This is a genomic window from Halorubrum coriense DSM 10284 (assembly GCF_000337035.1).
In the GTDB taxonomy this organism is placed as follows: Archaea; Halobacteriota; Halobacteria; order Halobacteriales; family Haloferacaceae; genus Halorubrum; species Halorubrum coriense.
The window spans coordinates 32,448-45,690 of the sequence record NZ_AOJL01000021.1 but is presented as its reverse complement, the minus strand read 5'-3'; the positions used below and the strand labels follow the sequence as shown (position 1 = coordinate 45,690).

The 13,243-nt window shown below is 72.0% G+C and carries 12 protein-coding genes; 3 read left to right on the top strand and 9 right to left on the bottom strand.

Annotated elements, in window-relative coordinates:
* Positions 1-275 precede the first annotated feature (275 nt).
* A complete protein-coding gene (locus tag C464_RS04475) occupies positions 276-1,085 on the top strand; it encodes a helix-turn-helix domain-containing protein (RefSeq protein WP_049910840.1) in 810 nt (269 codons plus the stop codon).
* Between the two features lie 93 nt (positions 1,086-1,178).
* Here C464_RS04475 and gcvPB read toward each other — a convergent pair whose 3' ends face one another.
* The 5 genes from gcvPB to C464_RS04450 form a co-directional block, all read right to left on the bottom strand.
* Entirely contained in the window at positions 1,179-2,609 is a 1,431-nt protein-coding gene (gcvPB, locus tag C464_RS04470) for an aminomethyl-transferring glycine dehydrogenase subunit GcvPB (protein WP_006112353.1), read from the bottom strand.
* A gap of 1 nt (position 2,610) precedes the next feature.
* Complete coding sequence (gcvPA, locus tag C464_RS04465; protein ID WP_006112352.1) at positions 2,611-3,939, bottom strand: aminomethyl-transferring glycine dehydrogenase subunit GcvPA; 1,329 nt, start codon at positions 3,937-3,939, stop codon at positions 2,611-2,613.
* A 174-nt stretch (positions 3,940-4,113) separates the two neighbouring features.
* Positions 4,114-4,494: a glycine cleavage system protein GcvH gene (gene gcvH / locus C464_RS04460; protein WP_006112351.1), complete on the bottom strand. Its 381-nt coding sequence runs from the start codon at positions 4,492-4,494 to the stop codon at positions 4,114-4,116.
* A gap of 235 nt (positions 4,495-4,729) precedes the next feature.
* The gene (gene fen / locus C464_RS04455; RefSeq protein ID WP_006112350.1) at positions 4,730-5,707 is read right to left on the bottom strand and encodes a flap endonuclease-1; all 978 of its coding nucleotides are present in this window, start codon (positions 5,705-5,707) and stop codon (positions 4,730-4,732) included.
* A 53-nt stretch (positions 5,708-5,760) separates the two neighbouring features.
* Positions 5,761-6,510 carry a mechanosensitive ion channel family protein gene (locus tag C464_RS04450; RefSeq protein ID WP_006112349.1) on the bottom strand — a complete coding sequence of 250 codons (750 nt, stop codon included), beginning with the start codon at positions 6,508-6,510 and terminating at the stop codon, positions 5,761-5,763.
* Positions 6,511-6,789: 279 nt separating this feature from the next.
* Here C464_RS04450 and fer point away from each other — a divergent pair, with 279 nt between their 5' ends.
* A complete protein-coding gene (gene fer, locus C464_RS04445; RefSeq protein ID WP_006112348.1) occupies positions 6,790-7,443 on the top strand; it encodes a ferredoxin Fer in 654 nt (217 codons plus the stop codon).
* A gap of 34 nt (positions 7,444-7,477) precedes the next feature.
* Here fer and C464_RS04440 read toward each other — a convergent pair whose 3' ends face one another.
* Positions 7,478-9,673: a DHH family phosphoesterase gene (locus C464_RS04440; protein ID WP_006112347.1), complete on the bottom strand. Its 2,196-nt coding sequence runs from the start codon at positions 9,671-9,673 to the stop codon at positions 7,478-7,480.
* Positions 9,674-9,780: 107 nt separating this feature from the next.
* A complete protein-coding gene (locus tag C464_RS04435) occupies positions 9,781-10,389 on the bottom strand; it encodes a YIP1 family protein (RefSeq protein ID WP_006112346.1) in 609 nt (202 codons plus the stop codon).
* Between the two features lie 148 nt (positions 10,390-10,537).
* Between C464_RS04435 and C464_RS04430 the strand changes: the two genes are divergently transcribed.
* The gene (locus C464_RS04430) at positions 10,538-11,005 is read left to right on the top strand and encodes a type IV pilin (RefSeq protein ID WP_006112345.1); all 468 of its coding nucleotides are present in this window, start codon (positions 10,538-10,540) and stop codon (positions 11,003-11,005) included.
* A gap of 56 nt (positions 11,006-11,061) precedes the next feature.
* Here the strand turns inward: C464_RS04430 and C464_RS04425 are convergent, their stop codons facing one another.
* Positions 11,062-12,195 carry a Gfo/Idh/MocA family protein gene (locus tag C464_RS04425; RefSeq protein ID WP_049910839.1) on the bottom strand — a complete coding sequence of 378 codons (1,134 nt, stop codon included), beginning with the start codon at positions 12,193-12,195 and terminating at the stop codon, positions 11,062-11,064.
* Between the two features lie 24 nt (positions 12,196-12,219).
* On the bottom strand, positions 12,220-13,191 hold the full coding sequence (locus C464_RS04420; protein WP_006112343.1) for a sugar phosphate isomerase/epimerase family protein: 972 nt from the start codon (positions 13,189-13,191) through the stop codon (positions 12,220-12,222).
* Positions 13,192-13,243 lie beyond the last annotated feature (52 nt).

Below are 13,243 nucleotides of genomic sequence, written 5' to 3'. Positions count from 1 at the left end.
GGGTCGAGGATGCCGTCGCAGTCGGGACACCGGTGCGTCGCCGCCTCGGCGTCGAACGTCTCTCCGCAGTTGACGCAGGTCAGACCGACGAACGCGTCCGTGGTCTCCATGGCAGCGCGCTCGCGCGCCGGGCCCTTCGGTGCTGCGGTCGCGGCGGGTACTTACGATCGAAACGTATGAAGCGGTACGCGGAGGGGGTCCGCGGTCGTACGGTTTCGCGAGATGCCCGACCCAGCGACCGTGGCCGACCCGCCGGCGGAGTCGAGGTGGAAGCGATGAGTCGAACGGAACTGCGGTTGGACCTCCCGACCGGATCGTGGCTCGGAGACGCCTCGCGGGCGGTCCCGTCGGCGACGCTCCGGGTCGCGGAGACGATCGCGGTCGACGGTTCGGCCGCGCTCGGCGGTGACGACCGCGCGCCGACCGACGGCGACGGCCCCGCGCCGGCAGACGACGGCCGAGAGGCGGCCGCGACCGTCCTCGTCGGCGGCACCGACAGGGACCGCGTCGGGCGCGCGCTCGCCGACCACGAGCGCGTCGCGCGCGTGACGGCGGTCCGGCGTCGGGGGGACGTCCGCACGCTGCGGGTCGTCGGCCGCGCGCCCGCCTACCTCTCCGCGGCGCGGGCGGTCGGCCTCCCGATCGAATCGGCGGTCGAGGTCGCGGACGGCCGAGCGATCGCGACCGTCGTCGGCGATCAGAACCGGATCGAGGCGTTCGGCCGGCGGCTCGCGGGCGACGGGGTGACGGTGGGCGTCGCGGCGACCGGCACCGACGGCTCCGACCGGACGCTCACCGAGGCGCAGCGCGAACTCGTCTTCGAGGCGGTCCGGGCGGGGTACTACGACACCCCGCGCCGGTGTACGCTCACGGAACTGGCCGAGGCGAACGACATCGCGAAGTCGACCTGTAGCGAGACGCTCCACCGCGCCGAGGGACGAGTGATGCGGCGGTTCGTCGACGGCGACGGGCCGTTCGCCCCGCCGTCGGACGCCGGGGACGAGGCGGCGGTGAACCGAGCGCCTTCCGCGGCGGTCGGGCTCGACGCCGACGAGGGCGACGCCGACAAGCTCGACGCCGACTAGCCGGACGCGGGCGACACCGACCGCGAAGAGAAGGTGCGGTCCGCGGCGACCGCTCCGCGACGCGACCGGTCGGTCCGCTGGCGGTCGGGCTCCTTACTCCCCGTCGAGCGCCTGCCACGAGAGGCGCGGGTTCCGCGCGGCGCCGACCTGATCGATCCGGGCCGCGGCGGTGCGGTTCGGGGCCGCGTCGAGCGCCTCGTCGGTGTCGGCGTACGCGAGGTTGAACGCCTCGGCGAGGTCGTCGAGCGAGGACCGCCCCTCGATCTCCGTCGGCTCCGTCAGCATCGCCTCCGGCACCATCTCCGGCCACTTCGTCGTCGGCGGGTGGACGCCGAAGTCGAGCATGCGCTTCGCCACGTCGGCGGCGTCGCGGTCGCCCGCGGTCGCCGCGAACTCGTGGTGGAAGGGCCCGTGCGGCACGTCGAGGTCGATCCGCTCGGCGAGGTAGTTCGCGTTGAGGACGGCCTTCGCCGCCGCGTCGGCGAGCCCCTCGTCGCCGAGGCGGGCGATGTACGCGTACGCCTTGATCAACACGAGCCAGTTGCCGGCGAAGCCGTGGACCCGTCCGATCGTGTGGTCCGGCTCGAAGCGCTCGTACCCCTTCCCGCCGTTCGTGTCCCGCACCCGCGGCGTCGGGAGGAACGGGGCCAGCTCGTCCACGACGCCGACCGGGCCGGCTCCGGGGCCGCCGCCGCCGTGCGGGGTCGCGAACGTCTTGTGGACGTTGTAGTGCATCACGTCGAACCCCATGTCGCCGGGGCGGCCGCGGCCGAGCAGCGCGTTGAGGTTCGCGCCGTCGTAGTAGAGCAGGCCGCCGGCGTCGTGGACGATCTCCGCGATCTCGGTGATGTCGCGCTCGAAGAGGCCCACCGTGTTCGGGTTGGTGAGCATGAGCGCGGCCGTCTCGTCGCCCACCGCCGCCTCCAGCGCCTCGAGGTCGACGCGGCCGTCCTCGCCCGAGGGCAGCTCGACCACGTCGTAGCCGGCCGTCGCCGCGGTCGCGAAGTTCGTCCCGTGCGCCGACGCCGGGATCACGACCTCAGAGCGGTCGTTCCCGTGGTGCTCGTGGTACGCCTTCGCGACGAGAATTCCAGTCAGCTCGCCCGCCGCGCCCGCGGGCGGCTGGAGCGTGACGGCGTCCATCCCGCCGATGTCGGCGAGGGCCTCCTGGAGCCGGTACTGGAGTTCGAGGTTCCCCTGCGCCGAGCGGGCGGAGCGGTCGGGGTGGATCGCCGCGTTCGGGTCGGCCGCCACGTCCTCGGTGAACTTGGGGTTGTACTTCATGGTACAGCTCCCCAGCGGGTACGGCCCGGCGTCGATGGCCCAGTTCATCTGCGAGAGCCGGGTGTAGTGACGCGCCGTCTCCGGCTCCGAGGGGTTCGGCAGCGTCAGCTCCTCGCGGGTCAGGTCGTCCGGCAGCGGCGACTCCTCGCGCACGTCGACGGTCTCTTCGCCCTTCTCCGAGAGCAGCGGCTCCCGGACGTCCTCGCCGTCTCGCTCGTAGTTCGCTTGGTCGTGGATCATCTTACAGCACCCCCTCGAAGGCGGCGACGAGCCCGTCCGTCCGCCCGGCGTTCAGGTCCGTGACGCACACCTGTAACAGGTGGTCGTCGATCGCGTGGACGGCGAACCCCTCGGCCTCGAGGTCCTCGGCGATGACCCCGGCGGGCTGGTCGACGTGAACCGCGAACTCGCGGAAGTGGTGGCGGTCGTGGACGGGCGCCGTCGCCCCCGACAGCCCGTCGATCCGGGCCGCCAGCGTCTCGGCCTCGCGGACGCAGTCGTTCGCGAGGTCGACGAGGCCGTCCGGGCCGAGCGTCGCCGCGTGGATCGCCGCGCGGAGCGCGACCCACGCCTGGTTCGTACAGATGTTCGAGGTGGCCCGCTCCTTGCGGATGTGTTGCTCGCGCGTCTGGAGCGTCAGCGTGTACGCGCGGTCGCCGTTCGCGTCCTCGCCCGCGCCGACGAGTCGGCCCGGGACCTGTCGCAGGAAGTCGTCGCGGCAGGCGAAGATGCCGAGCCCCATCCCGTAGCTGGTCGGCAGCCCGAGCGAGCCGGCCTCGCCGACGACGACGTCCGCGCCGACCGTGGCGGGGGATTCGAGGACCGACAGCGCGACGACGTCGGAGCCGAGCGCGAACAGCGCGTCCGTCTCGTCGGCGATCTCGCCGATCGCCGCGAGCCGCTCTTCGAGACAGCCGCGGACGGTCGGGCTCTCCGCGTACACCATGACGACGTCGTCGCCCGCGCGGTCGGCGAGCGCGTCGACGTCGGCGGTCCCGTCGGCCATCGGGTACGTCTCGACGGTCAGGTCGGCCCCGTCGCAGTAGTTCTCCAGCACTGCGCGCTTCCCCTCGCGGAGCTGCGCGGGAACGAGGACGGTGTCGCCCGCGGTGGACCGGACGCGGTCCGCGAGCGTCGCGGCCTCGCCGAGCGCGGTCGCGGCGTCGTACATCGAGCAGTTCGCGACGTCGAGCCCGGTCAGCTCGACGAGCATCGACTGGTACTCGAAGAGGGCCTGGAGGAACCCCTGCGACACCTCCGGCTGGTACTGGGTGTAGCTCGTGAGGAACTCGGCGCGGTCCGAGAGGTGGTCGACGACGCTCGGCACGTAGTGGGCGTAGTGGCCCCGGCCGAGGAACTCCGTGAGGTCGTCGTTGCGCTCGAAGATCCGCGCGCACTCGTCGCGTATCTCGCGCTCGGTCCGCGGCTCGATGCCGAAGTCGCCGTCGAAGGCGACCGGCTCGGGGATGTCGAACAGCGCTTCCTCGTCGTCGACGCCGACGGCCGCCAGCATCGCCGCGGTCTCCTCGTCCGTGTGGGGCGCGTACGGTGTGCCGTTCGCCCGGCTCATCGGCGCGTCCCGTTCCGTCCGCTCTCTGTCGGTCGGTCGTCGGTGGCTCCTCGGGTCGCGGGTCGTCGGTCCACGGGTGTCGTGGTGTCGGAAGGTGGCGTGGTCATGGTCGTGTGTCCGGGTGGTGGTTCGTCCGAGGCCGTCGTCCCGCCCTCGGCGTCGCGTCCGTGGCGATCAGGCGATCTGGTCGTCGTACTCGTCGGCGTCGAGGAGTCCCTCGGCGTCGCCCCCCTCGTCGGGGGCGACTTCGAGCATCCAGCCGTCGCCGTACGGGTCCTCGTTGACGAGCTCCGGGCGGTCGAACAGCGCCTCGTTGACCGCGACGACTTCGCCCGCGACGGGCGCGTACAGGTCCGAGACGGCCTTGATCGATTCGACGACGCCGAACGCCTCGCCGGCGGCGACCTCGTCGCCGACCCCGGGGAGTTCGACGAACACCACGTCGCCCAGTTCGTCCTGCGCGAAGTCGGAGACGCCGATCCGCACCGTCTCTCCGGTCGTCGCCCACTCGTGCGATTCCAAGTACCGTCTGTCGTCGGGAACGTCGAAGCTCATTGGTCAGAGTCGCCGCGGTCCGCCCGGACGCCGGCCCGCGGAGTCGCCGCGCCGTCGAGGTCGTCGACGGCGACGACCCGTCGACCAGCCGTCGGGGGCGTCCGCGATCGGGAGGCGGTCCGCGACACGTGTGATTCACCCTTCTGACGACGAGGAAATAAAAGGTGTGTTCGCGGCGGTCGAGCCGGAGAACGGTGGTCCGAACCGTCCGGTCGGGTCCGCGGGCCGCGCCCCGTCACGTCCACCGGTCGAGCCCGGTCTGGACCTGCGACTCCGCGATGCGCTCGAACCCCCGCTCGACCTCGTCGGGGTCGACGCCCCACTCGTCGACGACGTACTCGCGGGCGGCGGCCACGTCCGGGTTCACGTCCGCGTCGACCGCGACCTCCGTCGCCGGCGGGTCCATGAACAGCTCCCGGATCGCCTCGGCGTTGGGGATCTCGGCGTCGCGGGCGTCGAGGACGCCCCAGAGGTCGCCGTGTTCCGTGACCGCCTTCACGGCCGTCTTCGGCCCGACCCCGCGGACGCCCTCGTTGAAGTCGGTGCCACAGAGCATCGCGACGTCGACGAGCCCCTGCCGGTCGAGGCCGAGGTCCGAGAGCGTCGCCGCGAGGTCCATCAGCTCCGGGTCGCCCTTGCTCGTCAGCTGTCGGAGCGTGGTCGGCGCGCCGAACAGCAGCGTGTCGTAATCCTCGCTCCCGGCGTGGTCGACCGTCCCCGCCGCCGCCATCTGCGCGCACTGCGCCTCCCCCTCCGCGGGCGCCTCGACGACCGGCACGTCGAGGAGTTCGAGGAGCTCGCGGGTCGTCTCCTGTATCGTGTCGGTGAGCCGCTGCGTGCGCGCCTCCAATCGCGCCGCCTCGACCGCGTCGCCGCGCTCCTCGGCGGCCGCCTTGCGCTCCTCGGCGGCCTCGCGTTTCTCGCGCCGCTCGGCCACCTCGTCGGCCTTCAGGTCGGTGACCGCGCCGTCGAACACCATCACCGGGATCAGGTCGTGTTCGAAGAACTTCGGGAGCCCCTGAACGACCCCGATGAGGTTCGCGACCTCGACCCCGTCGGCCGTGGTGTACTTCTCCTCGCTCGTCCACTTGACCGTCGTCGTGAGGTACCGGTACAGCCAGTTGTGCGCGTCGACGGCGACGACTCCCCCTTCGATCTCCGCGAAGGAGACGTCGCGGATCGAGGCGAGGTCGCGCAGGTCGGCGTTTCCCATTACCGATCCGATCGGGACGCGCCGTAATAAACGGTCGAGACGGACGCCCCGACTCAGTCGGTCGATTCCTCGCCGCCGTCGGGCTGGCCCATCGGAGCCGACTCCGGGCCCGGCGCGCGTCCGGGGAGCCAGTCGCCGATGTTGGCGGCGACGTAGTCGCGGCCGCCGAGCCCGAACGCGATTCCGACGGCGAGCGCGATACCGGCGGCGAGCCCGTACGCCGCGGCCTGTGCGAACGTGTTGAGGATCTGGACGTCGACGCCCATCGTCCCCAGTCCGATGACGGTCACGACCAAGTAGAGGAACACGCGCAACCCGTCCGCGAAGACCTCCGTGTAGCCGGTGTCCGTGACCGTCTCCGTGCGTGCGGCGATGTCGCCGACGAAGTCCGCGAGCACGAACCCGAGGACGATGATGAGCGCGCCGGCCACGAACGCCGGGAGGTACGAGACGGCGGTGGCGATCCACTCGGACAGGAGTTCCACGGCGAGCGCGTCGGCCGCGGTGAGTATCGCCAGCGCGAACACGAAGTAGCCCGCGACGCGCCCGAGGCTCCGCGAGATCGCCTTCTCGGTCCCACCGAGCGTCCCGCCGAGCGGGGTGTTCATGACGAGCCGGTCCACGTCGGTCCGGTCGACGACGCGTCGGACGGCTCCCGCGACGAGACGCCCGATGAGCCACCCGACGAGCAGGATGACTACCGCACCGACGAGCCGCGGCAGGAAGGCGACGACCCCCGTCGCACTCTCTTGTAGATACTCCGGAACACCGATCTGAAGCACGGACAGCGATTTGAGTCCCATGGGTCCACTGATGGCGATCCGAGTACTTTGTAACTCGCACCCTATCTCTCGGCGCCGAAGCTTACCGTCGTCCCGCGTCTACCCGGCCCCCGTCGCGCGGGACGTGATCGCCGTGCCGTTCCGGTCGAATCGGGCGATCTCTGGGTCGACCGGCCGTCGCCGTCGTCTCGGTACCCCGCGGGGTTCGTCGTTCCGCGTCGGTCGGGTCGCTCCCGGTACCGGCGAGACGGGAACGTAGTGGGACGTTTATGCCTCTCCTCCGGCTAGCAGTCACACCGAATGGTCTCCCCGTTCGAGGTGTTGGACGTCGACGAGGACGCCGACGACGAGGCGGTCGAGCGGGCCTACCGCGAGCGGGTGAAGCGCGCGCATCCGGATCAGGGGGGTTCGATCGAGGAGTTCCAGCTCGTCCGCCGCGCCTACCGGGAGCTGTCGGAGCGCGACGGGAGCGGCGAGGGCGGCGACGGGGTCGACCCGGCCGACGTCGACCTCACCGAGGACGACGGCGCGCGCGAGCCGCGGTCGACCCGCGTCGAGTTCCTCGACTACGAGGCCGTCGTGGACTACGGCTGGTCGCTCGACGACGACGAGTTGTTCCGGAAGGCGGCCCACGCCGACCTCGGGCCCGACGCCCACGGTCGCCTGCTCGTCCACCCGGACGAGAGCCTACTGGAGGCGGCCGAGCGCAGCGGCTTCGCTTGGCCCTTCTCGTGTCGCGGCGGCGCCTGCGCGAACTGCGCCGTGTACCTCGCCGAGGGCGACCTCTCGCAGCCGACCGACCACATCATGCCCGACGACCTCGCCGAGCGGGGCTTCCGGCTCTCCTGTAACGGCTACCCCCTGACCGACGAGCTGTCGGTCGTGTTCAACGTGAAACAGCGGCCCGAGCTCGACGACCTCATCCTCCCGCCCGGGCCGTTCACGCGTCGCTGACCGGGTTGCGGCTGAAAGAAGTCCGACCGGCGGCTCAGAACGACTCGGCGACGGCGGCGACGACGGCGTCTTCGACCGCGTCGCGCTCGCCGGAGAGGAACTCGATCTTGCCCTCGCGGACGCCGGCGGTGGCGATGTCCGCCGCCGGCGCGAGCTCGGCCGCCCGGGCGGCCACGTCGCGAACGGACACGTCCGCGGTCGTGCGGACGTACAGCTCGTCGGTGCCGACGCCGACCGTCGCGAACGGCTCGCCGTCGGCGCGCCGTCGGTGGAGGTCGTCCAAGAGGAGCGGCGTCGGCGGGAAGTCGTACCGGTGGGTGTAGCCGTCGGTGTCGAGCAGCGCGAACTCGACGCCGTCGACCGCCTCGGTCACGACGTTCGCGTCCGCGGTCTCGACTTCGGTCTCCAGCTTCTCGCGGAACTGCTCCGAGACGTGCGCCGCGAGGTTCCCGCCGTCCGAGAACAGCAGGTCGGCGATCAGCTCGCGCTTGTCCTGGTACGACTGGTAGTACGCCTCCAGGGCGACGGCCTCGCGGAGCTCCGCGACGCGCTCGGCGTCGTACCCCGCGTCGCGCGCGAGGTCGACGTACCGGTCGGGGGCCTCCGCCCAGTAGCTCACCGCCGGGAGGTGCCGCAGGTCGTCGCGGACCTCGTCGTTGATCGCCGACGCCAGCGAGGCGACGAGCGCGCCCGTCGAGAGCGTCTCGTCGCCGTCGACGTCGGCCAGCTCCGGCGAGACGAGCGTGTCGACCGCGTCCCGGGTCTCGGGGTCGGCGACCGCGCCGTCGACGACGACCGCGTCGACCCCGTACACCGACAGCAGGTCGATCCCGTCGGCGGACTCCGTCGTCGACCCGGCCCCGGCGAGCAGGAACAGCGGGAGCTTCTCGTCGTGTCGGTCGCGGTCCTGAAGCATCCGCGTCGCGTCGTTGGTGGCCGCGTCCATCCCGTACACCGGCTCGTCGAGCGGGCGGCGGGTGAAGTAGTGGTACTCCGCGTCGCTCTTCGCGTGCTCGTCGCGGATCAGCGGGAGGACGGCGCGCTCCACCGCGGCGCCGGCGACGTAGCCGTCGGCGGTCGCCGGGTGGCGGACGACGATCGGGCGGGATTCGAGGACCGCGCGGCGGACCGCCTCGGCGGCGTCGAGCAGCCCGTCGGCGAGCTCGGCGACCGTCTCGTCGCCGGCCAGCGGCTGGAGTCCCTCGGGACGCGCCTCGTCCGTGAGCGCCTCGGCGAGGCGGCGGCGGACCGTCTCGGCGTCCTCGCCGTCGAGGAGCACGAGCGCGTCGGACTCGACCTGGATGTCGCCGCGGTGGCTCTCGACCTCGCCGTCGACCCGCACCGCGTCGCCGACCTCGACGTCCGGGTACGCCCGGACGCCCGGCTCGACGAACGCGGCCACGTCGACCGCACCGGTCTCGTCGCTGACCTCGAACACCGTCGGACCGCCGGTCTGGCGGACGCCGACGACCTCGCCCTCGATCCGGACCGTGTCGCCGATCGCGTCGCCGAGCGTCGTGACCGACACGCGCTCGGGCTCCGCGTCAGACTCGTCCGCGTCGACTTCGGCGGATCCCTCCTCGTCCGCGGTCGTCGCGGGCTCGTCCGACGCCGTCGCGTCGTCCGACTCGACCCCGTCGTCCGCGGCCGCGTCCGCTTCGGGAGCGTCCGTCGTCCGTGACTCGCTCGACTCCGCGTCGGCCTCTTCGACCTCGTCGGCCGGGGCTTCGGACTCCGCGTCGTCGACGGGCGCTTCGGGTTCCGCGTCGACGTCCGACTCGTCTTCGTCGGCCGATCCCGCGTCGGCGTCCGACGCCGACTCCTCACCGTCGTCGCCGTCGGGGTCCTCGTCGGGGGGATGTTCGCCGGACGACTCCTGGACGAGGACGCCGCGGAACTCGCGGTCGGCCTGTCGGATCGACCAGCCGAGGTCGATGTTGCCGTTGTCGCGGACTCCCTTCACCTGGACGAACACGTCGTCGCCCGGCTCCCAGTCGAGGCTGTCGAGGCGACGGTCGAGCTCGGAGCGGTGGAGCAGTCCGGTGACGCCCGGCGCGAGGTCGACGAACACGCCGAACTCGGCGTACCCGTCGACGACGCCCCGGTAGAAGCGGGACGGAACCAGATCGTCGGGAGAGTCGCCGCGGAAGTCGAACACGACGTCTTCCTGGTGCGAGTCGCAGACGCGACCGCCCCCGACGTCGGTGCCACAAATGATACAGGATCCCATTTGAGTACACCGAGAGTCTCGGGCCTAAAACGGTTGTCGAAAGCCCGCTGGCCTCCCGACGGGAACGCGGCGAGCGCTCGACCGGCACGCCGCGCCGGACCGCCGGGTCACGCGCCGAGCAGCGTCCGCATCGCGGCCACGACGCGGTAGCCCACGCCGTAGCCGAGCGCGGCCGGCGGAAGGGCGGCCACGACCGTCCGGAGCGGCGTGAGGCCGTGGACCGCGCGGAATCCGACGAACAACAGCACCGCGGCGTACGCGCCGCAGACGACCCTGAGTTCGGGTATCGCCGGTCCGGCGAGCGCCATCGGCGAACTCGCATACGCGACGACCTGGACCGTCTCGCTCACGCCGCCGCGCTCCCGGAACCCGAGGCCCCCCTCGAACTCGACGCTCGCCAGCACGACTCCGACGGTCGCGACCGCGGCCGTCAGGTGGAGGCCGACCGGTGCCGCGAGCGCCATCACGACGAGGAGGGTGACGAGGCCGGAGAGCGCCGGCGAAGAGGGAACGACGCCCGGCACCGCACCGGGGTCGGAGCCGATCCACCCGAGCGTGAACGCGGCGGCGACCGCGACCGCGAACGTCAGCGCGGGCGCTTGGTCGCCGGGCGTGATCCCGTTCTCGAACGCGCGCCGCGGCCGAACGAGCACCTCGACCCAGGTCCGCGCGACGCCCCGCGGTCCGCGGGGGCGACCGCCCGCCGAATCGCTCATCCCAGACACGGTCGGAGTTCGGTCGCGCGGAATAACCCGCTTCCGGTTCGGTCCGGGCGCGGTCCCGGGGTCGAGACGCGACCAAACTTATCAGCGCTGATACGTGGCGCGGAAACCCTTATACTGGTCCCGTCTGAGTGTCGCTCGAATGGTTGCGTTCCGAGACGACGAGCGCGGGTTCACCCCGTTGGCGGGGACGGGACTGCTCGTCGGGGTCGTCGTGTTGCTGCTCGCCCTCGTCGGCGCGGCGGTGTTCGGCCTCATCGACGGCGTGGCCCCGCCGGACGCCGAGTTCGAGGGCCAACAGGAGAACGGCACTCTCGTCGTCGTCGCGCTCGGCCCCGAACCGGTCCCGGCCGAGGAGCTGTACGTCCGCGGCGAGGACCCCGACGGGAACGTCCAGTTCGGCTCGTGGCCCGGCGACGGCGTCGTCAGGCCCGGAGACAAGGTGCCGGTCCCGAACGCGACGGGCAACGAGAACTTCGACGTCGTCTGGGAGCCGGTCGCGTTCGACACCCGCGAGACGCTGGGGAGCTACGACGGCGAGGAATCCGCGATCGACGAGTGGAGCGAGGAGAACGGCGGGAGCACGCCCGGCGGCGGAGTCGGTATCTGAAGCCGGGACTGCGGCGCGGCGGAGACGCGGGACCCGGTCTCGCCGCCGCCGAGGCCTCACTCGACCGCGACCCACTCGCCCCGCTCGTCTGCGCGTTCGACCGCCGCGAGGATCCGCTGGACCGCGTACCCGTCCTCGAACGACGGTTCGAACGCGCCGCCGTCGGCCACCGCCGAGAGGAACTCGTAGCTCTCGTGGACGAACGTGTGCTCCCACCCGATCACGTGTCCGGGGGGCCACCAGCGGTCGACGTACGGGTCCGACTCCTCGGTGACCAGCACCGTCTCGTAGCCGCGGTTCCCCGCGCGTAACACCTCCAGTTCGTTGAGCCGCTCAAGTGAGAACGTCAGGCTCCCCGCCGTCCCGTGGACCGCGATCGCGTGGTCGTTCTTGTGGCCCGCCGCGACCCGACTCGCCTCGAAGGTCCCGGTCGCGCCCGACTCGTACTCGACCTGCGCGCTGTATGCGTCGTCGACGGTCACGTCCCGGTACTCCGCGACCCCGCCGTCCTCGTCGTAGACGGGCCGCTCGTCGACGAACGTCGTCAGCTGCCCCGAGACGCGGTCGACCCCGCCGACCCGGTCGCCGACGAGGAACCTCGCGAGGTCGATCGTGTGCGCGCCGAGGTCGCCGAGCGCGCCGGACCCGGCCAGCTCCGCGTCCATTCGCCACGCCCACGGCGCTTCGGGGTCGACGAGCCAGTCCTGGAGGTAGCGCCCGCGGACCTGTCGGATCTCGCCCAGCTCGCCGTCCTCGATCAGCCCCTTCGCGTGCCGGATCGCGGGCACGAACCGGTAGTTGAACGCGGTCCCGGCGGTGACGCCCGTCGCGGCCGCCGCGTCGCGCATCGCCGCCGCCGCCTCCAGCGTCGGCGCGAGCGGCTTCTCGCAGAGGACGGGAACCCCGGCTTCGAGCGCCGCGATCGACGGCTCCGCGTGGACGTGGTTCGGGCCGAGGTTGTAGAAGACGTCCACCTCGTCGAGCGCCGCCTCCCAGTCGGTCGCGGTGTGCGCGAAGCCGAGCCGGTCGGCCGCGTCCGCGAGCGCTTCCTCGTCGCGCCCGACGAGCATGTGCCGCTCGACCTCGGGCGCGTCCGGGAAGAACATCGGCAGGCGCGCGAGCGCGTTCGCGTGCGCCTTGCCCATGAAGCGATACCCCAGTACGCCGATCTTCAGTGGTTCCGGTGTCATTGTCTGCGTTCCGCGGTCGCCGCCTTACTCCGCCCAGTACGCCTCGCCCGGTTCCGTCTCGAAGACGGCCCGCTCCAGCACGTCGACGGCCTTCGCTAACCCCTCCCGCGCCGACGTGAGCGAGTCCTCGTGTTCGATGGAGAGCGCGCCCTCGTAGCCGACCATCCGGAGCGTCGAGACGAGGTCCTTCCAGTGTCCCTCGCCGTGTCCGTACCCGATCGAGCGGAACAGCCACGAGCGGTCGGCCTCATCGGCGTAGCCCGTCGTGTCGAGGACGCCCTTCACGCGGGCGTTCGCGTCGTACACCTTGGTGTCCTTCGCGTGGACGTGGTGGATCGCGTCGCGCGCGCCGAGGAACCGGATCGCCTCCGTCGCGTCGATCCCCTGCCAGTAGAGGTGCGAGGGGTCGAAGTTGGCCCCGATCCGCTCGCCGGTCGCCTCGCGGAGCGCGACCAGCCCGGTCGGCTCGTACACCAGCATGTTCGGGTGCATCTCGATCGCCACGTCGACGCCGTGGCGGTCGGCGTGCGCCGCCAGGTCGCGCCAGTACGGGATCGCGACCTCGTCCCACTGGTAGTCGAGCGCGTCGGCGTGTTCGGTCGGCCACGGCGCTGTCACCCAGTTCGGCGTCGAGTCGCCGGGCGCGCCCGCGGGGAGCCCGGAGAAGCACGTGACCGTGTCGACGCCGAGCAGGTCGGCCAGTTCGATCGCCTCGCGCAGCTCGCGGTCGGCGGTCGCGGCCCGCTCCTCGTCCGGGTGGAGCGGGTTGTTGTGCGTCGCCAGCGCGGAGATCCGGAGCCCGTGACCGTCGAGCAGCGCGAGTAACTCCTCCCGCCCGGCCGCGTCGTCGAGGAGCGCTCCGCGGTCGACGTGATCCTCGCCGGGCCACCCGCCGACGCCGAGTTCGACGGCGTCGACCCCGATTTCGGCGAGGGACGCGGCCGCGTCGTCGATCGGTTCGCCGCCGAGGGGAACCGTCAGCACGCCGATGTCCATGCGCGGGGCTACACCGACGCTCGGAATAAGTGTTCAGGAAGGTCGCCGCGGC